This is a genomic window from Saccharibacillus sacchari DSM 19268 (assembly GCF_000585395.1).
GTDB lineage: Bacteria > Bacillota > Bacilli > Paenibacillales > Paenibacillaceae > Saccharibacillus > Saccharibacillus sacchari.
In genome coordinates this window covers 272517-296135 of record NZ_KK073875.1, presented here as the reverse complement: position 1 = coordinate 296135, position 23619 = coordinate 272517, and the positions used below count along the sequence as shown (strand labels likewise).

The window sequence follows — 23619 nt, the reverse complement described above, 5'->3', positions numbered from 1 at the left end:
CCTCCTCTGAGTATGTATCCTTCGGAACGGAAATAATTGAACACATGTTCAAGTATATTGATGAATATGAAATCACATACATACTTGTGTAAAAAATATGCAAAACGCAAAACTCCGAAGGCAAGAGTATTTTGGGACGAACGGCGCTTCCATTTTTAATGAAGGGGAGGTACAGTGAAAGCATGCCTGACCGCGGAGGGATCGAATGGAGAATTTTGCATGCGGCGACGTGATGCGTCATATGATCGCGCATGAGATTCATCATATCGGGCAACTTTGGATCTGGTCGAGAGAGTTGGGGGAAAATCCGGTTACTGCAAATTTGATTTTGCCGGGAACGCTTTAAAGGAAAGGTGCGAGGAAGTTGGCGATTTTTTATTTGATTCGGCATGGCGAGCCGGATTGGCATACGTACAAACCGCTTAATCTCAAAGGCAACGGACGAGACTTGGTGCCTTTGACGCCGCATGGACGCAGTCAGATTCTGGAGACGGCAGAAGATCCGAGGCTCGGCCGCGCCGAGCTTATTCTTTCTTCGCCGTATACCCGGGCGATGCAGACGGCTGCAATCCTGTCGCGGCGATTGGATTTGGATATCGCGGTCGAATACGATTTGCGAGAATGGCAGCCTGATCTAACGTTCGAATACAATACCGAGGAGCGGATGCGCGAGCTGCGCGACGATTATAATCGTTGCGGCGGAACGCATCCGACGGGCGAACGGAAATTATGGGAAAGCCGAGATTCCCTTCTTCGCCGGATCGAAGGCGTACTGGACCGGTATCGGAAATACTCGAATGTGATCGTTGCCGGACACGGTACGATATTCGGTACATTAGTCGGGCGTGCCGACATCGCCCAAGGAGAGATCGTCGAGTACGAGGTGCGAGAGGGATGAGAAGCGAACGCAAAACTCGGCATCGCAAGCGATTCGGTCTACGAAGGCGTGCCGTCTACCTAATCGCGATGACCGTGGTCATGCTGCTGGGATTAGCTTCGCGGGCTTACTCGCAGACACTGCCTGAATTCTGGGCCGATCACGCCGGAGACGCATTATGGGCAGCCATGGTTTATTTGCTTTTTCGCCTACTGCTGCCCGATTATCGAACATGGACATGCGCGCTCGGTGCTGTATTGTTCAGCTTCGGAATCGAATTCAGCCAGCTGTATCGGGCGGAGTGGATCGATGCGCTCCGCTCCACGACGCTCGGCGCGCTAGTGTTGGGACGCGGGTTTCTGGCGGTCGATCTGTTACGTTACGCGGCAGGGATTGTTGCGTGTTGGGTCGCCGATATCAGCGTATTGCATCTATGGAGCCGGAAGACGGATACGAATTCGAGCAAGGAGGAGAATAGATGAAAAAAATCATAATCGGCTCTGTGCTTACGCTCGCGGGAACCTGGATCGTCGGCTTCATATTCATCGCAGCCGTGCTGTTCGTGCCGAATATGTCTTCATGGGACGGAACTCGGGTATGGTATGCGATCTTCGGCGGAGGGCCTTACGAAGCCGATTTGAAGCAAAGCATGGCACTTGGACTTCCGTTTGCCATCGGCGTGTTAATGTTTGCCGCGGGCATCGTGATTCTGGCTATCGAGTTTTTCCGCCCGGAGTCTAATCGGGAACGAATGCCTTCCCCGGTTCGTCCGACTCCGAGTCAAGGGAACGGGGGTCCGAAGCTTCCGACCTTCCCCGCAGATCAACCGCGGGCCAAAGAAGAAGATATTCCCACCATGAAGGAAGTTCAATCTTGAACGGAAAGGAGCTTCATCAGACGGCGGATACGAAGATTGTTGTCTTGCTCTTGCCGCTTAAGGCATCGGACATTCAGCTGCTGGCCCCTATCGCGAAGCGATCATTCGACGACGATTCGTTCCGGCATACGGGTGTTGCCGAGGATGGGCCGCACGGCTATGCGGATGGTTCTTTGCTGCAAGCATTGGCTTTTGAGCAAAACTTGCCGTCTTACCGGATCGAGGCTAACGGAATTTTGAGCGGAGCAATTGCCGTTCGGGAACCGGAGGACGGAATCCGCGAGTTGGAGCTGTTCTTCGTCGATCCGGATTTTCAGGGACAAGGCGTAGCGCTTGCAGCCTGGACGACTTTGGAATCGATGTATCCGCACACGAGGCTCTGGAGGCTGGAGACACCGGGCTATTCGCTGCGCAATCATGCTTTTTATGAACGTAAATGCGGGTTCGCGCGCGTCGGCATTCGCAATCCCGGACATCCGCGCGACGAGAGCTTGCTTTTCGAAAAATCGGTTTTGGGGGACAATTAAATGATCGAAATTCGTATGCTGCAAGTCGGCGATCTGCCGCAGCTTGCCGTCCTTTACGGGGAATTGGTTGAAGAAAAATCGTCGCCCGAAGCGATGCGAGGAACCTTTGACAAGATTGCGTCCGACGACAATTACAGCTTGTTGGGTGCTTTTGAAGACGGACGGTTGGCAGGGAGCCTCATGGGCGTGATTTGCGAAGATTTAATCGGCGAATGCCGTCCTTTTATGGTTATCGAGAATGTGATCGTATCGGAAGCTTTTCGCGGTAAAAAGGTAGGCAAGCTGCTGATGCAAGAAGCGGAATGGGTCGCTCGCGAACGCCGTTGCGGCTACGCGCTGCTCGTATCAAGCGGGTTCCGCAAGGAAGCTCATGCGTTTTACGAATCGCTCGGCTATACGGAAAATGTGCGCGGGTTTCGCCGAAGATTGGACTGAGGGGCTTGCCCTCGTCCATTGTCCTTTTTTCAAAAAAATCAAGCTTTCGTCTTGTAATCGCTTTATACGCTGTGCTACAATGGGGCAGACAACAGGATTGTGACCGGTAATGCGGGCAATGCCTAAGTTAACTCAAATATTATTAACTCTGGGGGTCTTTTTGACCATCCGACTTGATGATATTTGCATTAACTTAGGCTTTTTTTATCCCTGAATTGCTCAAAAGCTTCGTAACGAGCAATCTTAAATGTGCGATGGCAGTCGGGAGTGAGAATCGTGATTATAGAAAAAGTGTTGAATAACAATGTGCTATTGACCCGCAACGCGAAGGGCAAAGAAGTCATTGTTATGGGGCGGGGCATCTCTTTTAACAAAGTGATCGGAGACGCCGTTGACGAACATAAGATCGATAAAATTTTTATGCTGAATACCAACGAGTTGACCGCACGCTTGACCGAATTATTGAACGATATTCCGGTTGCGCATCTGGAGACGGTGAAGTCGATCGTCGAACACGCGGGCCGGGTACTCGGCGAAGAATTGAACGATAATATTTATCTGTCGCTGACCGATCATATCTCGTACGCCATTGATCGGCACAGCAAAGGCATCGATTTCAAAAACGCGATGTTGTTCGAAATCAAGCGTTTTTATAAAAAAGAGTATGCGATCGGACAGGATGCGCTCAAGATGATCGAAGAGCAGCTGGACGTTCGGCTGCCGGAAGACGAAGCGGGGTTTATCGCGCTGCATATCGTCAACGCGCGCACGGACGGCGCGGAGATGCGGCTGACGATGGAGATGACGGAGATCGTCCATCATATCCTCAATATCGTCACCTACCATTACGGTATCGTGCTCGACGAATCTTCGCTCAGCTACTCGCGGTTCCTGACGCACTTGCAATACTTTTCGATGCGGCTGCTGCGTCATGAGGTACAAGACAGCGGCGAAGATTTCTTGTATGAACAAGTGCGTAAAAGTTATGTCAAAGCGTTCGAATGCGCTAAAAAGATCGACGATTATTTGCAAAGCACGTATCATCAATCGCTCAGCAAAGACGAATACGTCTATCTGACGATTCATATTCAACGCATCACGACGCGCGGCGAAGAATAACGTCCCGCGCGGCGAATTTCATATTTTTATCGGATACAGGGTGTAACTGGTCATGCAGGCAAAACCTGAGCTGGTGAGAGAACGAACGTTTTTTGGCAGAAGTTTTTTTGCACGAAAACCGTCTGTTCCGTCACGAGTTCAGGTTTTTCTGCGTTTTACTGGGAAAGCAACGGGCAGCCGGCGCTCGTTGGTTCCGGGATAAAACTCAGCAAAGCGAACTCGGCGGTCGATCGGTAACAGGCATGTCATCATCCAATAGGGAGGCCTCATCATGAGCGCGAAAGATCAAGAAATTGCGAAAAAAGTCATCGAAGGCGTAGGCGGCGAAAGCAATGTCAGCTCCGTTTTCCACTGTGCGACGCGTCTGAGATTCAAGTTGAAAGATACGGCCAAGGCGGATAAAGAAGGATTGAACAATACGCCGGGGGTCGTTACGGTCGTAGAGAGCGGCGGTCAGTTCCAGGTCGTTATCGGCAATAACGTGCCCGAAGTATTCAAGGGCATCATGGATCAAACCAGCCTGAAAGATGCGGAGAGTGCCGATAAAGTCGAAGAATCCGGCGAAAAAGGAAGCTGGTTGAACCGCGCGGTCGACATGATCTCCAGCATCTTCTCGCCGCTGCTCGGCGCTTTGGCCGGAGCCGGGGTGCTCAAAGGTCTCGTTGCCCTGTTCCTCGTGCTCGGCTGGATCAATCAGGAATCGGGCACGTATCTGATCCTGAATGCCGCGTCCGACAGCGTGTTCACGTTCCTGCCGATCTTCCTGGCCATCACGTCGTCGCGCCGCTTCAAGACCAATATGTTCGTCTCTGTCGCTATCGCGGGCGCGCTTGTCTATCCGGCGATCGCCGCCGCGCAATCGGCAGGAACGGCGCTGAACTTCTTCGGTATCCCGATCGTGCTGGTGACGTATACGTCGACGGTTATCCCGGTCATTCTGGCCGTCTGGGTGCAGTCTTACGTCGAGAAATTCTTCGCGTCGTTCGTGCACCAATCGGTTAAAAACATTCTCGTGCCGATGCTCACGCTGCTTGTTGTCGTACCGCTCACGTTCCTCGCGTTCGGTCCGGTCGGCAATATCATCAGCGAAGGTTTGGCAAGCGGCTATACCTGGTTGTACAACCTAAGCCCGATTGTTGCAGGTCTGATCGCCGGCGGATTCTGGCAGGTGTTCGTGATCTTCGGCGTGCACTGGGGCTTCGTGCCGATCATGCTCAGCAACCTGGGCGAACTCGGTTACGATACGATGCTGCCGCTGCTGGCCGCACCGGTATTGGCTCAAGCCGGCGCGCTGTTCGGGATTTTCCTCAAAGCCAAAAACCGCGATCTCAAAGCACTGTCCGGTTCGGCAACATTGGCGGGGATCTTCGGGATCACGGAACCGGGGATTTACGGAATTACGCTCAAGTATAAAAAACCGTTTATTTTGGCTTGTATCTCGGGTGCGGTCGGCGCGGCAATCATCGGTGCCGGCGGCGGGCGCGCAATCTCGTTCGCCTTGCCCAGCGTACTGGCGATACCGGCTTATGTGGGAACAGGCTTCGCGACTACCGTAATCGGAATCGTCGTCGCTTTCGCGTTGGCTGCGCTGCTGAACCTGTTCTTGTTCCAAGAACCTGTTGCCGAAGCAAGCGCAAGCAGTGCGCCTGCCGCCACGTCCGACGGACAACCGGCAGCGGCTCGCGTCGAAGAAGCCGTTTCGGCTCCGGCAGAAAGCCTGCTTAAAAAAGAAATCATCGTCAGCCCGTTGGCAGGCGCGATTCAAGCATTGGACACTTTGCCTGACCCTGCATTCTCGTCGGGAGCGATGGGACAAGGCATCGTGGTCGATCCGACCTCCGGTCATCTGACTTCTCCGGCAGCGGGAACCGTTACGACGGTATTCCCGACCGGACACGCGATCGGCATCACGACGGACGGCGGCGCGCAACTGCTGATTCACGTCGGAGTGAACACGGTTCGCCTCAAAGGCCAATTTTTCGATAAAAAGGTCAAGGAAGGCGATCGCGTCGAAGTCGGTCAACTGCTGCTTGAATTCGATCTGGAACAGATCAAAGCAGCGGGCTACGTCACGGCGACTCCGGTTATCGTAACCAACTCGGCTGAATATCTCGACGTGCTGAAGTCGACGGAGTCTGCCGCGAAAAACGGCGACTATCTGCTGACGACTATCGTTTAAAAAGTTCATCGTTCGTCTCGGCAGTGCGATTCGGCCGTCGATGGATGTATGCTATATTCAAAGCTTCGCGCTCCCTATACAGGGGGCGCGAAGCTTTTTGCCGTTCCAGGCCTGTTTGCCCGCTCATCCGAAAACTCGCCGATCCATTTTTGAAAAAAGTGTGAATAATGGATCGATTTATTTCGTTTTTTGTTTGAAAAAATCCCCGGGGTTTAATATTGCATAGCTGTACACTTCATCTACGATTGGGAGGAAGGCTTGAATGTTCAAACGCATGGAAGAGATCATGATCGAAATTCCCGATGTCGAAAAGCCGGACCCTAACGCCGCCGCCGCGGTGCACGAGCTGTTGGGAGGCAAGTTCGGCGAAATGTCCACGTTGAACAACTATCTGTATCAATCGTTTAATTTCCGCTCCAAGTCCAAGCTTCGCCCGTTCTACGATCTGGTTATGAGTATCACCGCAGAAGAACTAGGGCACGTTGAATTGGTCAGCCACGGTATCAATAAAATTATGCAAGGATCGACTTCGCCGGGCGACCCGGATAAAAATCCGCTCGAATCCGTAAAAGACGCCCGCTTCTCCTATCCGTTCCTGGCCGGTGCGCAAGGGGCAATGCCGTTCGATTCCATGGGGAATCCGTGGACCGGCGCCAACGTTTTCAACAGCGGTAATCTGGTGGAGGACCTGCTGCATAATTTCTTCTTGGAATGCGGAGCGCGCACGCACAAGATGAAAGTATACGAAATGACCGATCATCCTGCCGCCAGAGCCGTGGTCGGCTTCCTGTTGGTACGCGGCGGCGTTCACGTGGTCGCCTATGCCAAAGCGCTCGAAGTGGCAACCGGCGTCAATGTGACCAAGTTGATTCCGATCCCTTCGCTGGATAACCGGAAATTCAACGAATCCCGGAAGTATGAAGAAAAAGGCGTGCATACGAAGCTGTACACGTGGAGCGATAACGATTTTACGACGATCGATCAGATCTGGAAAGGGACCCACCCGGAAGACGGATCGGCGCTCGAGGTCATTCACGGCGTGCCGAAAGGCGTACCGATTCCGGAAGCGCCGCCGCTCGACGAAGAGTTTGCGCCGGGCATTTCCGCGGACGAGTTCAAAGAAATCGCGAAGCGCCTGAAGCAATCCGGCAACATCAAAGAATAAGTCAAAGCGCGATCTCGAATAAAAAAGAAGCCGTGTTTCTCGTAAAGAGAAGCACGGCTGTTTGTTTTGCGTATATAATCGAATCAAGCGCGACGGTCCGACGTTTCAAAAACGCCCTTCGATCAGCTTCGCCGTCCGGACCAATTCTTCATTATCTTTGGCGGCGAGGCCGGAAAGCAGCATGCTGCCGTCTTCAAGTCCGATTCGGCCGCCAAACCCTTGCAGCATTGCTTCTATGTACATGGGCCACATGGTCGCATCGGAGCCGTGCAGCAGAATAGGCAACGTACACCCTGCGCGCTTCAGCACTTTGCGGATATTGCGCACCATGGAAGACTCCCGCCCGGGATGGGGATCATGAATCCCGATCAGCACCCTCAAGCATGATTCGCAGCCGGGCATGGCCACGAAGCGTTCCGCGTCCGCTTCGGAACAAAGGCCGGCTTCGACATTGATTCCCCGCGATAGCGCTGTTGCAATGATCCATTCCGCATCAGGCTCATGAATATTGATCGAGACATAGTCCGGAACGACATGCCAAGAACGCAGGAGCTGCATGCGCGCCGCGCTATCCGGCAATATCGACCAGGCGGTCGATATTCCGACGGGGACGCCCGGCACTCGTTCGCGCACTGCCGAAAGAATGCGAGCGACATCGTCCGCCGCAAGGCTTTCTTTGCCTTCCCGGTCGCGAATATGGATATGCAGCTCGGCAGCCCCGGCACGAACCGACTTTTCGGCGTCGCTTGCGATTTCCTCCGATGTATAAGGAACCGCCGGGTGGTCTTCTCGGGTCCGGGAACCGTTCAAACAAGCTTGCAGCATGCGGCGTCCTCCTTGTGGTCAACGAGCACAATCCAATGGTTTAAGTCTAACCAGATACTAGTATATTCCAATTATCGGAAGATGATAACGTTTTTTTAAGGCTATTGCTGCTTATATTTTCTTTTATTAATGTCTACATTTTTCCATTTAATTCATGAAAGAATAGTCACTTTGCCTTATTTATCGCTCTTTTTACCCGACTAAAGTCGTCATTCGCGCCTGCTTACTAATGAAAAAAAATTTGCATCCGATATTTTTTATAAAAGGAAGTTGTAAGTACATCGAGGGGGTTGTCCATTGCGAATCCATGTAACGGATCTTCAACAAGGCGATATGCTGAAAGAAGATGCATTTAACCCGGCGGGTTTGCACGTACTGCCAAGAGGAACAGTCGTGAAGATCGAGGAGACCGATCTGCTGAACCGGCACAAAATCGACTATGTCGAGATCGAACCTCGTGGTTCCGAGACAGGACCGGGCGTGCTTAGCGCCGTTATGCAGAGTCATATCGAGCTTGCCATTCGCGGGTACCAGTCTATTTTCTTGGAAGCTTTGACCAGCGGGAAGTTCGAGGAGTCCACGGTCGATCTTCAGCTCGAACCGCTGCTGCGTACCGTCGACGAACATCGCGACATCGTGTCGCTGCTGCTGGTGCTCGAACGCGAAGACGTGAGTTTATATAACCACTCGATGCAAGTCGGCATGTTGTCGTATTATATGGCGACCTGGCTGGGTTATTCGCGCGAAGAGTGTTACGCGGTCAGCAAAGCCGGTTATTTGCACGACATCGGGAAAAGCAAAATTTCGCCGACGATTCGCAATCGGACGGATTATTTGACCGAATACGATATGCAAGAACTGCGCAAGCATGCGAAACTGGGCCATGACGTGATCAAAAATTCGATGAATGACGAAACGACGGCCCTTGTGGCGCTTCAGCACCATGAACGCGAGGACGGTTCGGGTTATCCGCAGGGATTGACCAAACCGGACATTCACCCTTATTCGCAAATTGTAGCCGTTGCCGATACATACTTGAGATTGTCCGAAGGCAAGAAGGGCGAGCCGAAGCGTCCATTGCTCGATATTTTGCGCGAAGTGAGCGAACTGGGCTTCGGCAAGTTGAACGAAAAGCCGGTACAGGCACTCGTGCAACATCTGATGTCGAATCTGATCGGCAAAAACGTTCGTCTGAGCAGCGGAGATACAGGCACGATTATTTTGAATAATCCGTCCGACATCTTCAAGCCGCTCGTGCGCGTTGGCGATCAATTCCACGACTTGTCGCGGGAGCGAAATCTGGCGGTTGAAGAAGTTTTCCTATAAACGAAGAGTTGTAAAAGGCTTTCCGAAAATTTTCGGTGAGCCTTTTTTATATTCGAATGTACGCAAACACCGTGAAGGAGAAGAGGGATTTCATTCACGGATCTCGAACGAACAGGAATGACATGTAACTGTGTACGAGGAGGAAGGTATCATGCAACCGAAGTGGCTGGAGTGGGCTAAACAAATTCAGGCGATTAGCCAAGCGGGATTGGAATACTCCAGAGATGTCTATGATCTGGAGCGCTTTGAAATGTTGAGAACGATCAGTTTGGAAATTATGCACGAGTATACGGGCGTTGAGACCGCGCAACTGCGCGAGCTGTTCGCGGGAGAGACTGGGTATGCGACACCGAAGGTAGATGTACGGGGCGTCATTTTCCAAGAGAATAAAGTATTACTGGTGCGCGAACGTCTGGATGGTGCGTGGTCTCTACCCGGAGGCTGGGCAGATATCGGTCTGTCAGCCAAGGAGAATGTCGTGAAAGAAATTGCTGAGGAAACGGGATATGCGGCAGAGGCGGGCAGGTTGCTGGCGGTTCTCGATAAAAAATTCCACGATCATCCGGTTTCGCCTTTTCATGTGTATAAAATGTTTATCCACTGCGAAATCACAGGCGGAGAGGCCACCGCGACGATGGAGACGAGCGAGGTCGGGTTTTTCGGCGAAGAAGACTTGCCGCCGCTTTCGATCGAGCGCAACACGGAGCATCAAGTCAAAACCATGTTCGAGTACTTGCGTAATCCGGAGCGTGCGGTATGGGTGGATTGACGCCGAACAGGTCGATGAATATTTCCTATAATTAAAAATCATAGCATGAAAAATTCATGATAGAATCTACCGATTGATTGAACCGGAAAAAAGGACGACAATAAGGATAGATCGCATATTATAGCGCATATTGGGGGATGGAACACTGATGATAGAATTGTTGGTCGTGCGGCACGGCGAGTCGCAGGCGGATTTGGAAGACCGCCACGAAGGCCGGGCGGATTTTGAACTGACGCCGCTCGGCGAGCGTCAGGCAGGTCTTGCCGCAGCCTGGATCGCGAAGCGGTATCGTCCGCATGAGATCCTGGCCAGTCCGCTGAAGCGCGCTGCGCGCACAGCCGAAGCGATCGCTCAAGAGTGCAAACTCTCGGTCGCGTATGATGAAGATCTTATGGAATGGAACAACGGATTGCTGGCGGGTCTCAAGCGCGACGAAGCGCGGCTTCGTTATCCGCTGCCGAGCACGGGGCGTCAGCCGCATGATACATTTGCCGAGGCCGAATCGGAAATTCAGTTTCGTGCCCGGGCGGAAGCTTTTTTGTCGAAGCTGCTTTTTGCCCAAAAAAACAAATCGGACCTGCATCGAATTTGCATCGTTTCGCATGGAGGCATGATTAATATGTTGTTCCATAGCTTAACGAATCTGCCGTTTCAATCGGAGATTTCTCTGGCTACGGGAGATACGGGAATCCACCTTTGGCGCATCGACGGTTCTCGCAAGCGAATCGTGTTTATGAACGCGCAGGAGCATTTGCGGAGTTAATCGAAGACGGGACGATATACTGCTTTAAAGGAGGAAAGAATGTGGCCTCGGTTATCGAATTGCAAAACGTCTCCTGGAGACGCGGAGAAAACATGATTTTGCAAGACATCAACTGGACCGTCGAAGAAGGCCAGCATTGGGCGGTGCTGGGACTTAACGGTTCCGGCAAAACAAGCATTCTGAACATGATCAACGGATATATGTGGCCGACGAGCGGCGAAATATCGGTACTTGGACATAGATTCGGCACGATCGACTTGCGGGAATTGCGTAAATCGATCGGCTGGGTAAGCTCATCGCTACAAGAGAAAATCCGTCCGAACGAGCAAGCGCTGGAGATCGTCATCAGCGGTCGCCATGCCTCGATCGGGCTGTATGCGGAGATTGAGCAGGCAGACCGCGAAAAGGCCGAAGAACTCATGCGCGACTTGGGCTGCTCCCACCTGATCGGACGCGCTTATCAGACCTGTTCGCAAGGCGAGAAACAGAAGCTCCTGATCGCGCGCGCCCTTATGGCTTCCCCGAAGCTGCTGATTCTGGACGAAGCCAGCAACGGTCTGGACTTCATCTCCCGCGAAGCGCTGCTGCAAAGCATCGATGCCTTGTCTTCGCGTCCCGACGCGCCTACATTGCTGCTCGTCACGCACCACACCGAAGAGATCTCTCCGGTATTCTCCCACTCGCTATTGATCCGCCGCGGAGAAATTTTCGCCCAAGGCCGCTCAAACGAAATTTTAAGCGACGGCAACCTGTCCGATTTCTTCGAAATGCCCGTCGGCGTAGAATGGCGCGGCGGCCGAGCCTGGCTATCCGTTCGCTAATCGCGAAGACTTATCTTGCATCCGTTGTTTGTCTTTTATCCGTCATTTTGAAAACCTTTGTTTTTTTCTTCGCATAACGGGTAATGATATGTTGTCGAAACAATCATTCAGAACCTTTTGAGGAGGAAACAACATGACAGATTCCAACCAAGATCCGAATCAACAAAGCGCCGGCGAAGATACTTTGATGGAAAAAACGCGCAAAGAAAACGGAGCCAACGTCGAAACGCAGGCCGACGAGTGGGACAACAAACCTTCTCCGAAAGCCGCCGGCGACGAAGACGACAAAAAGTAACCCGCCCGAAATCTTCATGATTTCGTTGCGGCAACACCCCTAAACATAGCTTCATCAAAAAACGACGCCCGAACATCGGCGTCGTTTTTTTACTTCTTTCGTTTATTGAAGGTCTATATCTTGAATCTCTTCCCTAATATAAAACCCGTAATTTTGATCTTTTGAGTAACGGCGAGCAAAGCCAGCGGAGGGAGAAATTCAGTGAAAGTCGCCTTTGAGCCGTAAAGCCGGAGGCTTTCCGAGTGAGACAGCGACTTGAACGAATTTCTCCCGCAGCGCCAGGCAAAATCGTTTACGAACAGGATCTAAGTTACCCCACCGGCAAACTAACCTCCACGCTGTACATTTTCTCCGTCCTCACCACATCAAAGCTCCCCCCGTGATTCTGCACGATCTGCTCGCACACTTTAATCCCGATACTGTTGCTGTCCGCATGGACGCTGCCTTGCTTGATCCGATTTTTAACGTGAATATACAGCCATCTCTCCTGCAAGGTACACACGATCGTGACAGGCTCCGACTTATCCGCATACTTGAGCAGATTGGAAAATAAATTATCAAACACCCGCTGCATCGAAATGACGTGGATGCTCAGCGTGAACGGCTCGTTGCAGGGAATGAACTCAAATTCAAACCCTTCATCCATCAACAGAGGAGCATGCGTGCCAATCATTTGATCGAGCAAAGGCAGCCCGTCGTATTCGTCCAACTCCAGCAGATCGTTTTGACTGTAAGACACCAAAAAGTATTCAAACAATTGATCGGACAGATGCTTGATCCGGTAGGCGTTGTCTTTGCTGTTCGCGATATATTTGAAAAGCTGTTCGTCCGACTTGTATTTGCGATATTGGATAATGTCGAGATAGCCGATCAACGCGGTAAGCGGAGTGCGCAAATCGTGCGACATGGCGGTCACCAGCTCGTTGTTGGCTTTTCGGGCCAGCTCCTCGTTTTCCAACCGTTCGATAAAAGACTTTCTCATCTCGTTGATGCTCTGCGCCAAAGACGACAACTCATCTTTCCCTTTGATCGTGATCGGGTACTCCAGATTGCCGCCTTCCAGAATTTTGATCTCGTTTTCCAACACTTCGATGTACGAGGTCTTGACGTTAATCAACAGCAGCACCGCGCATAGGAAGAACGCGAATGCGACAGCCAGAGAGGCAAAAGTGACCATCGTGTAATAGCGGTACTCCGCGAAGGACTCGATGAAGACCTGAGCATCGGCGTCCGTAAACGAAACGTTATACAGGGATTCGTCAGAGACAAAAGGCTCGGCGCTTTCTCCTTCAGCTTGCACATAGAATCCATCCGAGGAGTACACCAGCTTTTTATCCTGATAGACATAGACCGTCAAATATTTTTTTTTACTCGACCAGTCGTTCAATCGTTGATCGTCATGGATGCTTAAACGATTTTGCGAAACGAATTCCGACAACTCGGCGATCATCTTCTGGTTCTGCTGCGCCACGAAAGAAGGTTGGCCGAAGTGACGATCAAGTAAGGTAGAGCCGAGCGATTGCAGCGCAATGAACAGCAGAAAGGCCAGCACGACCGCTACGACCAAGGCTGCGGTCAACTGGACCTTCAATTTTAAGCGAAAAGAAGGCCTACTCAATGCGATACCCCTTTCCCCATACGGTCTTGATCAGCTTGGGCTCCTGGGGATCGTGTTCCGTTTTCTTTCGTAAGTTACGGATATGAACCATCACGGTATTGTTGCAGCTGTAAAAGTAAGGTTCTTCCCACACGCTTTCGTACAGATTTTGCGCGGAAAAGATTTTGCGTTGGTTTTGCGCCATGAGCAGCAGGATTTGATATTCGATATCGGTCAGTACGATTTCTTTGCCGTCTATCGTCACTTCATGGGAGTCCGTATTGATCGACAAGTCGCGAATTTGGATCAGGTTGGAGGAAGCAGCCGTTTTTTCTTTCCCCCGGTACACATAGTATCGCCGCAGCAGCGCTTTGACCCGATAGACCAACTCCGTATAGGAAAAAGGCTTGGACATATAATCGTCGCTTCCGACGGAAAAGGCCATGTACTTATCCGAATCCTGCGTTTTGGCAGTGAGGAAAAGGATAGGGGCACTCGTTTTCTCCCGAATATCGATACACGCTTTGAAGCCGGATTTCACGGGCATCATGATATCGAGAATAATGAGGTCGACCTGTTCCGTGACCTTGTTCACCGCATCTTCGCCGTCCACGGCTTCAATCACTTCGTAGTTCTCGCTTTCCAATAAGACACGAACAATTTCTCGAATCTCGTTATTATCGTCGGCGATCAAAATGGTTTTGGGATCATTCACAGGAGTTCCTCCATGCGCGGAGCTGATTTTTATCGTTAAGTCTGTTTTTATCATCTGGTTCATTCTACCTTGTTTGTCGGTCAAATCTGAACTCCACTTAAGAATTATTAAGAATTGGCATTGGCGGTTCTTAAGGTTGCTTCGGTAACTTTTTAGGGTGTGTATTCGATAACCCAACAAGAAAGGATCGAACATGAAAATGAATAGAATCGGACAAATTTTTAAGCATAAATGGATATGGATTACGCTTTTGTTCCTGGCGATCGCCGCATGGTGGATTTGGTCTTCGATGCTAAGCGCCAAAAGCGCGGAAGGACAAAGCTTGGAGAACCTGCAGACAACGTCACTGGAAAAAGGAGAGATTACTCGTACATTGCTGGTGTCGGGCAGCGTACGCAGTCAAAATAGCCGGAACGTCTATGCCCCTTCTTCGCTCAAATTAACCGAAGTTTTGGTGAAGGAGGGCGACGTGGTGAAAGCCGGGCAAAAGCTGGCTACGCTCGCTACCGCGGATCTGATTTTGGATATCAAGTCGGCCGAATTGAACTTGCAGAACTCCAAAGAATCGCTGAAAAGCGCAGGTACGGACAATAAAAACGCCATCGCGACCGCGAAGGGCAGCGTAGACTCGGCTGCGCTTGAAGTACAGACGGCTCAACGCCAATACGATGACACGAAGGCGCAGGCCGAGAAAAATCCCGGTACCGCGGTATTGTCGGCCCAAGCAGACGTGAAGACCGCCGAGCGTCAGCTTGCCATTACGCGTGAACAAGCAGAAGGAGCGGCAGGCAGCACATTGCTGTCGGCTAAAAAGGACCTGGAAATAGCACAGCGCCAATATGATACACTGCTGAGTCAGGATCAAGGACAATCGAGTACGACAGTGGTTTCGGCAAAAAAAGAGCTGGATATCGCTCAACGTCAGTACGACGCGCTGGCAGCTCAAAGCAAAGGGAACTCGGGCAACTCCGTGTTGTCCGCCAAAAAAGACGTAGAGGTCGCTCAGCGTGCCTATGATCAGTTGGTCGCGCAGGGGAACTTCACGCCGACCGTACAGTCCGCAAAAAAAGATCTGGAAATTGCGGAGCGGGCTTATAAAGAATCGCAGCTTCCGATCGAAAGTACGCCGACGGTTAAAATAGCAAAAGCGGAACTGACTTCGGCAACCAACAAATACGCCCAACTGCAAAAAGGAAAGCCGCTTAACGAGCAATCCGCATTGAATCGATACAACAGCGCAGTCGATGCTTTGAATCAAGCGCAAAGCGGTGCCAACAGCCAGGTGAACCAGGCGACGATAGCTTTGCAAAATGCGGATCAGGAATATAGAGCGGCGTCGGCTGCTTACGAGGCCAGCAAAACCGCTGATCTGCCTGCCGGCGATCCCGCGCTGAAAAGTACAGTCGATCAAGCAAGCGCGAATATTAGCGAGAAGCAAGCCGCGCTTACGGTAGCCAACCAAACGCAGCGCGACAGCATCAAATCAGCTCAAGATGCCGTGACCAGCTCCAATCTGGATTATAAACAGTCCGTGGAAAGTTCCGCCGAAGCGCTGGAACAGGCCAAGCAGGCTGTAGATCGTGCGCAAATCAGCTATGATTCGGCACTTAAAAGCGCTGCCGATGCCAAAATAAACGCCAAAGATACATGGGACAAAGCCAAGCAATCTTTTGACGGTACCTGGAACAGTTCCCAAGAAGCATTGGCCAGTGCAGGAGATGCACTAGAGAAAAGCAAACAAGCGTACGACGCGGCACTTAAAGGGGCATCCGAGTCCCTGGTCGGTGCTCAGGATAGTCTGGAAAAAGCTAAACAAGCGTATGATAACGCCGTGAGCAGTTCCGAAGAGTCGTTGACGACAGCACGGGATACGTTGGATAAAGCCAAACAAGCCTATCAAAATACGGGGAACACCGCGAATGAAGCTCTTGCGGCTGCACAAGAATCCCTTGAGAAAACAAAACTCGGCTATGAAAGCGCGCTGAAAAACCAAAGCGAAGCTTTTGCCACCGCGGCATCGGCCCTGGAAAGGGCCAAAAACAGTTACGAGAGCGCGCAGTTGAGCCAGCAAATTGCCGAATCCAAAACGGACGATGCCGCTCAGCTCAGTATCGAACTGCAACAGGTAAGCTTGGACAAATTACAGAAGCAGCTTGCGGATACGGTGATCACATCGCCGATTTCCGGAACCGTAACGTTTAAAAATGCGACCGTGGATCAATTTGCCGCAGGATTGATGTTTACGGTGGAGGATACGTCGAAGCTGACGGTATCCGCGGCGATCGGCGAAGCGGATATCGGCTCTATGCAGGTCGGTCAACCCGCTTTCGTCAAAACGGATGGTACAGGCGACGAAGAGTTCAAGGCGAAGCTGGCTTACGTCGGTGCATCTGCTGTAAAGAATGCGACTGCCGGAGATTCGACAGCAGCGGCAGCGGTCAATACCAGCGTGCAATTTGCGGCCAATGTGGATATCGATAAGGCCGACCCGCGTATTCGCGTAGGGATGAACGCACGGATGACCATTGTGCTGGATCAGAAGAACGACGTATTTTCAGTACCTTTGGACGCCGTAACAGCAGGGGATCGCGGAGATATGATCTATGTTCTGCAGAATGGTCAACTGCAAGAGCTTCCGGTTGCATTAGGCATTCAAAACGATATCAGTGTCGAGATTCAGTCGCCTCAGCTTTCGCAAGGAATGACAATTATCTCGGCTGCACAGGAGGCAAGCGACCTGCTTACGGCTTCACCCGAACTCAAAGGGGAGGCTGCTTACAATGATTGAGATTCGTAATGTGGTCAAGCGCTATTTCGCAGGTACGCCCAATGAAATCACGGTGCTTGACGGGATTGATTTGCACATTGCTTCCGGAGAGTTTGTCGCGATCGTCGGACAATCCGGTTCGGGCAAATCCACGCTCATGAATATTATCGGAGCGCTGGATCAACCGAGCAGCGGAGAATATGAGTTAGGCGGCACGCCGATCCAGCGGATGAACCGGGATGAACTGGCACAGATTCGGAATCAGAAGATCGGGTTTGTGTTTCAATCGTTCAATCTTATTCCGCGCAACAGCGCTTTAAAAAACGTCGAGCTGCCGATGGTCTATGCAGGCGTCAAGCCAGCCGAACGTCAACGTCGCGCCAAAGAACTGCTCACCATGATGGGCATGGACGAACGGATGGATCACCAGCCGAATGAGCTGTCGGGCGGTCAGAAGCAGCGGGTCGCCATTGCCCGTGCGCTGGCGAACAATCCGGATATTATTTTGGCCGACGAACCGACAGGCGCTTTGGATTCCAAGACCGGCAATCTGGTCATGGACATCTTCCTGCGCATCCACCGGGAAGAGAAGAAGACCATTTTATTCATCACGCACTCGACTGAATTGGCAGAGCTATGTCCCCGCGTCGTTACTGTTAAAGACGGGCGGATCGTCTCGGACAAGGCTGGGTCGAATAGGGGAGGCACCCTTTCATGATTGAAAATCTTTTGCTTTCCCTGGAGAGTCTGCGTGCCAACAAAATGCGTTCGTTTCTTACTATGTTGGGGATCATTATCGGGATTTCATCGGTTATTGCCGTTATCTCCGTAGGTAATGCAATGACCTCGTCGGTAACGAATCAATTCGCGGAGTTCGGCATCAACAATGTGTCGATCGGGATGCAGATGCGGGCGGAGGAAATGAGCGGAGAGTTTGATACGGCAACAGCCAAAGTTCCCAAAGATTCGGACCGCATCTCCAACGAGCAAATCGATACGATGTTGAGTCGGTTCCCGGAGATCGAGACCTTGTCTTTATCGGAAGATGCCGGACGCGGGAAAGCCAAACTAGCCCGCAAATACAGCAATGTCTCGATTACTGGCGTCAATGTAGGGTATGCCAAAGCCAATAAGGTCAAAATGGCGGAAGGTCGTTATGTCAGCGATGCGGATATCAAGGGGACGCGCAACGTCATTGTAGTGTCCGATCGTACCGCGGATGCGCTATACGGATCGAATAAAGCAGCCATTGGCAATAATATGATTATCTACACGGACAAAGCGATTAAGCAGTTCACGATTATCGGCGTTTATCAGTATACCCAGCCGTCCGGAATGGGCGCGATGGCATCTGACAAAGATCTGGAGACCAGCAGCTATATTCCGGTCAGCACCGCCAAAAAAGATTCGCAGTATAAAGGCTATACGTCGTTAACCGTCGTCCCCCGTACAGGGACGGATCTGAATGTATTCACGGATAAGATCATCGCCTATTTAAGCAAGCTGTACGAGAAAAACAAAGAATGGGAATCGTACGCCTACAATATGAAAAGCGAGCTGGAATCGACTAATTCGATGATGAAAACTTTATCGCTTGCGGTCGCGGCCGTTGCCAGCATCGCTCTGATCGTCGGCGGGATCGGCGTCATGAACATCATGCTGGTTTCCGTGACGGAGCGGACGCACGAGATCGGCGTTCGCAAAGCCTTGGGAGCCAAAGACGCCCATATTCGCACGCAATTCGTGGCGGAAGCAGTCGTTCTGTCCGTGACGGGAGGCTTGATCGGGATTACGTTGGGCTTGATTCTCGGCTTTATCGGTTCCAAGCTGATGGGGGCGGACTTCGTCTTATCCCCGTATATCATTTTGGGGACCGTGTTGTTCTCGATGTTTATCGGAATTTTCTTCGGTTATTATCCGGCAAACAAGGCAGCGAAATTGAATCCGATTGATGCGTTGCGCTACGAGTAAATCCATAATCGAGCCGAAAACCTTCTCCAGCCGAATCCTTTTTGCCTAACGACTGGAATTTTAGTAGAATAAAAAGGGCTGATGGTCCGATTGCGCCTTCGGCGGGCAACCCATAACAGACGGGAGCGGATTAGGATGAGCGAGTTGATTATGCGTACGGCCGGGTCTGACGATATCATGCAGTTGGCCGAGATGCGATACGATTATACGCTGGAGGATCATCCGGAACTTGCGGTAACGGACGAGCAGAAGCGGGATTATACCGACGAGATGCACGAGTTTCTGGAAGAAGCGATCGGTTCGGAAAACTGGGTCGTCTGGGTAGCGGAATACGGCAGCGAGATTGTCGCCCATGCCTATCTGGAAATGATTCGCAAAGTGCCTCGGCCGGGAAAAGCGACCCAACCGTTTATCTACATGACGAATGTCTATACTCGCCCCCAACATCGCGGACTGGGCATAGGAACCCGTCTGACGCAGGTCATCGAGCAATGGTCGCGCGAGTTGGACCATGACTTTATCGTCGTTTGGCCCAGCGGACGCGGCGAAGACTTTTATGCGAAAAACGGCTATACGGCCTGCTCGGTTCCGATGGAATTGAAACTTTCCGTCGAAAGCGGGCAAAAGCGCAGTTCCGTCTTGTAAAGCGAACAAACCGGGAAAGCCGAAATATCGAAAGCTCGCGGTCATGTCCGCGAGCTTTTTTTTCGGTTAAGCTGGATGCGGAAAGCTTCGAACCGAATGTTTTGGCACGGCAGATCCGACTATGGAATATGCGGGGAGCCGCGGCGGTCTTGGAAAAGAACGGGTTGAACGCCGAAACGGCCCGGTACGCCAATCATGTCATGGATCAACATGAAGCGTTCGCGGTTTTGTTAAAGTCAAAAGGAGGCTGATGTAATGAACCAAAAGGCGAGCGGTCGTGCGGACTATGCGATTCGAGACGAGATCGAAGGGGATGCAGGTCGATTGATCGAATTGTTCGGCCAGCTGGGTTATCCGGTCTCGGAGGAAGAGCTGTCTTTACGGTTGACCGCTTTGCGCCGCCGCGAAGATTATGCGATACGGGTCGCGGAGCGGGACAGGAAATTGATCGGCATGATCGCTTTCCATAGCGAAATGGCGCTGCTTCAGCCGACCTGCGAAGTCCGCGTCATGGCGCTCGTAGTAGCGGAGCAAGAACGCGGAAGCGGGATCGGCGGGCGTTTGTTGGCCGAAGCCGAAGATTGGGCGAGGGACCGGAACGCTTCTTATATGCGCCTGAACAGCGGGATAAGAGAAGAACGAAGCAAGGCCCATATTTTTTATCGAAGCCGCGGCTATGATTCGGGCTCGATCGGATTTTCCAAAAAACTGCGTACGGATTCCGAACGGCAAAGCGCAAAGTCCGAATGAATAAAAATAATTTAAAAAATCCGAATAAAAAATCTTGTGCGGCCGTATAGATACGTACAAGATCGGTTCTTGGAGCCAAAAAGCCCCTGACCGGTTTTGCGAATTGTTCCGAAGAACTCAGACGCCTGCTTCATCGACACCCGATTTCGAGAGGAGAATGGAAAATGTTCCAACAAGGACCATTCGGCAGACACGCGGAAGAAATTTTCGATCAAATGGCAAAAGCTTTCGGCGGCACGTTCGGCGAGGATTTTGCGGACAAGTTTCGGGAACGCGCCTTATCGTTCCGGACCGACATTTATGAACAAGACGGCAGGTACTATCTCGAAGCGGAGCTTCCCGGTTTCGACAAGGAAGACATCGATATCGATTATACCGCTTCTTATCTGACGATCCGTGCCGTTCGTCGAGACGGCAAGCCGCAAGACGATACGCGCCGGATTATTTTAAGCGAACGCCGCTACGGCGAATTCGTCCGCCGCTTCTACCTGGAAGACGCCGACCGCGAAGGTATCCGAGCCCTGCTGAAAGACGGCGTGCTCAAGCTCGACATCCCGAAAAAAGACAGCCCGGGCAGCAAACGAATCCTGATCGAAAGCGAAGAGTGAACGAAAAAAGACACCGGCAACGGTGTCTTTTTTCGTTTTTTATATCTGTAAAACTAACCCACCAAAGCCCTGCTTTGATAAAAGAAGCGAAAGCGAAGGGAGAAATTCAGTGAAAAACGCCTTTGAACGCGGAAAGCTGCAAGCTTTCTGCGTGAGACAGCGTTTTGAACGAATTTCTTCCGCAGCACTCCCAGCTTCCCTTAGCGAACAGAATCTCCCCTCCCTCACCGTAACGTGGATTGGAATCGAACGACCGCTTCCGCAAGCGTTGTACGCGCTTCCTTCAGCTGAGCCTGCGTGGACGTTCTGGACAGCGTCAACGCGGACTTGTTGATCGCTTTGCGCAGCTCGCCGAAGGCCGAACTCGGATATTGTCCCGAACGGATGCCTTTCGGCGAATCGAGCATCTTGCGCGCCTGCGCCAATTCAGCGGACAATAGCGCAGCTTCCGCAAGCTTGTCGTAGGTCGTTTGCACATTGCGTTCGGCAGCTTCCACGGCCAACAGGCCGGACGTGCCGTCCAATAAGGATTCTAGCCCGTTCGCTTGGGCGCGGAAATCGTTCAACAGCTTTTGAACGTCCGCGTCGTTGGCTTGACCGGCCGCCAACTGCTCGGCTTCCTGACGTTTGACGCCGAGCGCATCCTGCTTTTCCGCGCGGTCGAAATGCATCGCGTCGCGCAGCGCCGCGGCACCGTCGATATAGTTGCGGTACTCCTGCCTGAACTGCTGCACCGTTGCCGTCTCGTCATAAGCGACTGCCTGAGCCTGATCGATGATCGTGAACATGCTGTCGGCGGCCGACTGCGGATACGTTCCGGGAGTCGTTCCGATCGAAGCGTTCAGCATTCGGACCATTTGGAAAGTTTGCCGTTCAAGAAGGGAAGCGTCGCGAATGTATTCTTCGATGTATGAAGTAAGGGCGGAATCGAGGGTGACAGAAGCGGCATTGAGTTTGGAGGTCGAAGAGGTCGAATCGAGCAGCAGGGCGTAACATTGATCCGAAGCGGCTTTCACGGCTTGATAACGGGCGTTGTCCGGGTCGCTGTAAAAGTCGCCGGCCGCCCAAGAACTCATCGCCAATTTTTGAAGCATCGCGATTTTCTCGGGTTTATTCCAGTCGACGCTTTGGGTTTGGGAAGCTTGAACGTTTACAGAATCGGCAGCTGCATATGTAGAAGGGGTGAATGCGTCGCCGTAGAATGTTCCGCTAAAGAGAATGCCGCAGGCCAAAGCCGCCGACGCGCATTTTTTCATGCCGGGTAATGTATAAGGTTTCAAAAGAACTCCTCCTTATGTCGATCGTGGTGCAGGTCTGGGTGACGGATGTCCTTATCGCGATAAATAAGATAAAACGTGAATTTGTTCCTCATGTAATTAAACCAATCACTGAAAACGAAACGTCATTATGAAGAAAAAAACGGAAAATGTATGACCATATGGATGTTTTCGTATCCATATGGCATCGTTTTGTGCGTTTTTTAAAAATGCTTACGGTATTTTGCGTCGAAAAGCCGAATCGATACGTAATGAGGTAAAGGTGCAAGCTTGTCTGGCTTCATATAAAATGAAAAGAAATCGGGGTAAAGAATAATAGAAGCGGGCTTTGCCCGGCCCGTAAGAGGGAGGATGGCCATGCCGGACAAAAACTATTACGACGTACTCGGAGTCGACGCGAACGCCTCCCAGTCGGAAATTAAGAAAGCGTATCAAAAATTAGCGAAGCAGTGGCATCCCGACGTGAACAAAGCGGAAGGAGCCGAAGCCCGCTTCAAAGAAATCGCGGCGGCTTACGAGATTTTGGGCAGCGAGGAGAAACGCGGCGATTATGACGCTTCGCGCCGCCGCTCCGCGTCCGGATTCGGAGGAGCCGCGCGCGGACGATCATCCGGTTCTCAAGAACCTGAATTCGGCAGCGGCGGAAGCAATTTCGACTGGATCAACGATCTTCAGCATGAAGACATTTTCGATATGTTTTTCAACGAGCGAATGGGCGGCATGGGGGGGATTCCTGGCGGCTTCGGTTCGGCGACGGCGGAAGCCGGTCCGCGCCGTCCTGCTCAATCCACATTGGAAGTCACGCTCGAACAAGCTTACAAGGGCGAAACGGTTCGGATCGAGCTTGGAGGAAAAAAGATCGGGTTGCGCTTGCCGGAACGCTCAAGAAACGGACAGACCGTTCGCATGACCGGAAACGGCAGCAACGGCTTGGCGGTCGGCGAAGAGCTGCTGATCGTGCTGAAGATCGTGGAACACGCCGTTTACTCGTTGGAGGAAGAAGACCTGATTGCGGCGCTTCGTATCGCTCCTTGGCAGGCCGCGCTCGGAGGACAAGCGAGGATCGTGCTGCCGGACGGCGCCGCGGTGAATATGAATATTCCGCGGGGAATCGCCGCTCGGCGGCGGCTGCGCATTCCGCGCCGCGGCCTGAAAAAATCGGACGGCACGTACGGCGACTTTTTTGCCGAGATCGAGATCGCGATTCCCGATCCGTCGAAAGAAGAAGAAGAGTTGTACCGCCGTTTGGAAGCTTTCTCGAAATTTAATCCGCAGCTGGCCAAACGAAAATCTTGAGATCGGATTCGTTGA

Annotated in this window: 24 protein-coding genes and 1 pseudogene; 21 read left to right on the top strand and 4 right to left on the bottom strand. The window is 51.9% G+C overall.

The window, feature by feature from the left end; all coding sequences use genetic code 11:
- Window positions 1–208: 208 nt before the first annotated feature.
- From SACSAC_RS27455 to SACSAC_RS01285, 9 genes and pseudogenes are all read left to right on the top strand, one after another.
- Window positions 209–346: pseudogene (locus SACSAC_RS27455) on the top strand (DinB family protein); the annotation flags it as partial.
- Between the two features lie 18 nt (window positions 347–364).
- The gene (locus SACSAC_RS01320) at window positions 365–898 is read left to right on the top strand and encodes a histidine phosphatase family protein (protein ID WP_037282682.1); all 534 of its coding nucleotides are present in this window, start codon (window positions 365–367) and stop codon (window positions 896–898) included.
- Window positions 895–1359, top strand: coding sequence for a ribosomal maturation YjgA family protein (locus SACSAC_RS01315; RefSeq protein WP_037282680.1), 465 nt, complete (start codon window positions 895–897; stop codon window positions 1357–1359). The genes SACSAC_RS01320 and SACSAC_RS01315 overlap by 4 nt, the downstream gene beginning before the upstream one ends.
- Window positions 1356–1754, top strand: coding sequence for a hypothetical protein (locus SACSAC_RS01310; protein WP_037282677.1), 399 nt, complete (start codon window positions 1356–1358; stop codon window positions 1752–1754). Before SACSAC_RS01315 ends, SACSAC_RS01310 begins: the two co-directional genes overlap by 4 nt.
- A complete protein-coding gene (locus SACSAC_RS01305) occupies window positions 1751–2281 on the top strand; it encodes a GNAT family N-acetyltransferase (protein ID WP_051506776.1) in 531 nt (176 codons plus the stop codon). The genes SACSAC_RS01310 and SACSAC_RS01305 overlap by 4 nt, the downstream gene beginning before the upstream one ends.
- Window positions 2282–2716 (top strand): GNAT family N-acetyltransferase, encoded by a 435-nt coding sequence (locus SACSAC_RS01300; protein WP_037282674.1) that lies wholly within the window; start codon window positions 2282–2284, stop codon window positions 2714–2716.
- A gap of 276 nt (window positions 2717–2992) precedes the next feature.
- A complete protein-coding gene (gene licT, locus SACSAC_RS01295) occupies window positions 2993–3835 on the top strand; it encodes a BglG family transcription antiterminator LicT (RefSeq protein WP_037282670.1) in 843 nt (280 codons plus the stop codon).
- A 271-nt stretch (window positions 3836–4106) separates the two neighbouring features.
- Window positions 4107–6014, top strand: a complete 1908-nt coding sequence (locus SACSAC_RS01290) for a beta-glucoside-specific PTS transporter subunit IIABC (RefSeq protein ID WP_037282667.1) — start codon at window positions 4107–4109, stop codon at window positions 6012–6014.
- 262 nt (window positions 6015–6276) lie between these two features.
- The gene (locus SACSAC_RS01285; RefSeq protein ID WP_037282664.1) at window positions 6277–7179 is read left to right on the top strand and encodes a manganese catalase family protein; all 903 of its coding nucleotides are present in this window, start codon (window positions 6277–6279) and stop codon (window positions 7177–7179) included.
- Window positions 7180–7284: 105 nt separating this feature from the next.
- Here the strand turns inward: SACSAC_RS01285 and SACSAC_RS01280 are convergent, their stop codons facing one another.
- Window positions 7285–8004, bottom strand: coding sequence for a 3-keto-5-aminohexanoate cleavage protein (locus SACSAC_RS01280; protein ID WP_037282661.1), 720 nt, complete (start codon window positions 8002–8004; stop codon window positions 7285–7287).
- A gap of 297 nt (window positions 8005–8301) precedes the next feature.
- On the opposite strand from SACSAC_RS01280, the gene SACSAC_RS01275 reads away from it, so the two are divergent.
- The 5 genes from SACSAC_RS01275 (at window position 8302) to SACSAC_RS28165 (ending at window position 11978) form a co-directional block, all read left to right on the top strand.
- The gene (locus SACSAC_RS01275; RefSeq protein ID WP_037282658.1) at window positions 8302–9330 is read left to right on the top strand and encodes an HD-GYP domain-containing protein; all 1029 of its coding nucleotides are present in this window, start codon (window positions 8302–8304) and stop codon (window positions 9328–9330) included.
- Between the two features lie 151 nt (window positions 9331–9481).
- Window positions 9482–10099 (top strand): NUDIX hydrolase, encoded by a 618-nt coding sequence (locus SACSAC_RS01270; RefSeq protein ID WP_037282656.1) that lies wholly within the window; start codon window positions 9482–9484, stop codon window positions 10097–10099.
- A gap of 148 nt (window positions 10100–10247) precedes the next feature.
- Window positions 10248–10862: a histidine phosphatase family protein gene (locus SACSAC_RS01265; RefSeq protein ID WP_037282653.1), complete on the top strand. Its 615-nt coding sequence runs from the start codon at window positions 10248–10250 to the stop codon at window positions 10860–10862.
- Window positions 10863–10954: 92 nt separating this feature from the next.
- Entirely contained in the window at window positions 10955–11683 is a 729-nt protein-coding gene (locus SACSAC_RS01260; RefSeq protein ID WP_425414829.1) for an ABC transporter ATP-binding protein, read from the top strand.
- A gap of 133 nt (window positions 11684–11816) precedes the next feature.
- Window positions 11817–11978 (top strand): hypothetical protein, encoded by a 162-nt coding sequence (locus SACSAC_RS28165; RefSeq protein ID WP_169833742.1) that lies wholly within the window; start codon window positions 11817–11819, stop codon window positions 11976–11978.
- Between the two features lie 310 nt (window positions 11979–12288).
- Here SACSAC_RS28165 and SACSAC_RS01255 read toward each other — a convergent pair whose 3' ends face one another.
- Window positions 12289–13596, bottom strand: coding sequence for a HAMP domain-containing sensor histidine kinase (locus SACSAC_RS01255; protein WP_037282649.1), 1308 nt, complete (start codon window positions 13594–13596; stop codon window positions 12289–12291).
- Entirely contained in the window at window positions 13589–14290 is a 702-nt protein-coding gene (locus tag SACSAC_RS01250; RefSeq protein ID WP_037282647.1) for a response regulator transcription factor, read from the bottom strand. The genes SACSAC_RS01255 and SACSAC_RS01250 overlap by 8 nt, the downstream gene beginning before the upstream one ends.
- A 193-nt stretch (window positions 14291–14483) precedes the next feature.
- Here SACSAC_RS01250 and SACSAC_RS01245 point away from each other — a divergent pair, with 193 nt between their 5' ends.
- From SACSAC_RS01245 to SACSAC_RS01220, 6 genes are all read left to right on the top strand, one after another.
- Window positions 14484–17078: an HlyD family efflux transporter periplasmic adaptor subunit gene (locus tag SACSAC_RS01245; RefSeq protein WP_037282646.1), complete on the top strand. Its 2595-nt coding sequence runs from the start codon at window positions 14484–14486 to the stop codon at window positions 17076–17078.
- Window positions 17062–17775, top strand: a complete 714-nt coding sequence (locus SACSAC_RS01240) for an ABC transporter ATP-binding protein (protein WP_425414828.1) — start codon at window positions 17062–17064, stop codon at window positions 17773–17775. The genes SACSAC_RS01245 and SACSAC_RS01240 overlap by 17 nt, the downstream gene beginning before the upstream one ends.
- A complete protein-coding gene (locus SACSAC_RS01235; protein ID WP_037282642.1) occupies window positions 17772–19028 on the top strand; it encodes an ABC transporter permease in 1257 nt (418 codons plus the stop codon). Before SACSAC_RS01240 ends, SACSAC_RS01235 begins: the two co-directional genes overlap by 4 nt.
- Before the next feature lie 135 nt (window positions 19029–19163).
- Window positions 19164–19673, top strand: coding sequence for a GNAT family N-acetyltransferase (locus SACSAC_RS01230; protein ID WP_245608564.1), 510 nt, complete (start codon window positions 19164–19166; stop codon window positions 19671–19673).
- A 255-nt stretch (window positions 19674–19928) separates the two neighbouring features.
- Complete coding sequence (locus tag SACSAC_RS01225; RefSeq protein WP_051506774.1) at window positions 19929–20423, top strand: GNAT family N-acetyltransferase; 495 nt, start codon at window positions 19929–19931, stop codon at window positions 20421–20423.
- Window positions 20424–20587: 164 nt separating this feature from the next.
- On the top strand, window positions 20588–21031 hold the full coding sequence (locus SACSAC_RS01220) for an Hsp20/alpha crystallin family protein (protein WP_037282640.1): 444 nt from the start codon (window positions 20588–20590) through the stop codon (window positions 21029–21031).
- A gap of 224 nt (window positions 21032–21255) precedes the next feature.
- Here SACSAC_RS01220 and SACSAC_RS01215 read toward each other — a convergent pair whose 3' ends face one another.
- The gene (locus SACSAC_RS01215) at window positions 21256–22311 is read right to left on the bottom strand and encodes a hypothetical protein (RefSeq protein WP_037282638.1); all 1056 of its coding nucleotides are present in this window, start codon (window positions 22309–22311) and stop codon (window positions 21256–21258) included.
- Window positions 22312–22665: 354 nt separating this feature from the next.
- Between SACSAC_RS01215 and SACSAC_RS26665 the strand changes: the two genes are divergently transcribed.
- Window positions 22666–23604 carry a DnaJ domain-containing protein gene (locus SACSAC_RS26665; protein ID WP_051506773.1) on the top strand — a complete coding sequence of 313 codons (939 nt, stop codon included), beginning with the start codon at window positions 22666–22668 and terminating at the stop codon, window positions 23602–23604.
- Window positions 23605–23619 lie beyond the last annotated feature (15 nt).

What these genes read in the sequence shown, in the direction of transcription:
- SACSAC_RS01315 (WP_037282680.1), top strand. Translation starts at nt 895, where the DNA reads ATGAGAAGCGAACGCAAAACTCGGCATCGCAAGCGATTCGGTCTACGA.
- SACSAC_RS01310 (WP_037282677.1), top strand. Translation starts at nt 1,356, where the DNA reads ATGAAAAAAATCATAATCGGCTCTGTGCTTACGCTCGCGGGAACCTGG.
- SACSAC_RS01300 (WP_037282674.1), top strand. Translation starts at nt 2,282, where the DNA reads ATGATCGAAATTCGTATGCTGCAAGTCGGCGATCTGCCGCAGCTTGCC.
- SACSAC_RS01290 (WP_037282667.1), top strand. Translation starts at nt 4,107, where the DNA reads ATGAGCGCGAAAGATCAAGAAATTGCGAAAAAAGTCATCGAAGGCGTA.
- SACSAC_RS01285 (WP_037282664.1), top strand. Translation starts at nt 6,277, where the DNA reads ATGTTCAAACGCATGGAAGAGATCATGATCGAAATTCCCGATGTCGAA.
- SACSAC_RS01280 (WP_037282661.1), bottom strand. Translation starts at nt 8,004, where the DNA reads ATGCTGCAAGCTTGTTTGAACGGTTCCCGGACCCGAGAAGACCACCCG.
- SACSAC_RS01270 (WP_037282656.1), top strand. Translation starts at nt 9,482, where the DNA reads ATGCAACCGAAGTGGCTGGAGTGGGCTAAACAAATTCAGGCGATTAGC.
- SACSAC_RS01265 (WP_037282653.1), top strand. Translation starts at nt 10,248, where the DNA reads ATGATAGAATTGTTGGTCGTGCGGCACGGCGAGTCGCAGGCGGATTTG.
- SACSAC_RS01260 (WP_425414829.1), top strand. Translation starts at nt 10,955, where the DNA reads ATGATTTTGCAAGACATCAACTGGACCGTCGAAGAAGGCCAGCATTGG.
- SACSAC_RS28165 (WP_169833742.1), top strand. Translation starts at nt 11,817, where the DNA reads ATGACAGATTCCAACCAAGATCCGAATCAACAAAGCGCCGGCGAAGAT.
- SACSAC_RS01245 (WP_037282646.1), top strand. Translation starts at nt 14,484, where the DNA reads ATGAAAATGAATAGAATCGGACAAATTTTTAAGCATAAATGGATATGG.
- SACSAC_RS01235 (WP_037282642.1), top strand. Translation starts at nt 17,772, where the DNA reads ATGATTGAAAATCTTTTGCTTTCCCTGGAGAGTCTGCGTGCCAACAAA.
- SACSAC_RS01230 (WP_245608564.1), top strand. Translation starts at nt 19,164, where the DNA reads ATGAGCGAGTTGATTATGCGTACGGCCGGGTCTGACGATATCATGCAG.
- SACSAC_RS01225 (WP_051506774.1), top strand. Translation starts at nt 19,929, where the DNA reads ATGAACCAAAAGGCGAGCGGTCGTGCGGACTATGCGATTCGAGACGAG.
- SACSAC_RS01220 (WP_037282640.1), top strand. Translation starts at nt 20,588, where the DNA reads ATGTTCCAACAAGGACCATTCGGCAGACACGCGGAAGAAATTTTCGAT.
- SACSAC_RS26665 (WP_051506773.1), top strand. Translation starts at nt 22,666, where the DNA reads ATGCCGGACAAAAACTATTACGACGTACTCGGAGTCGACGCGAACGCC.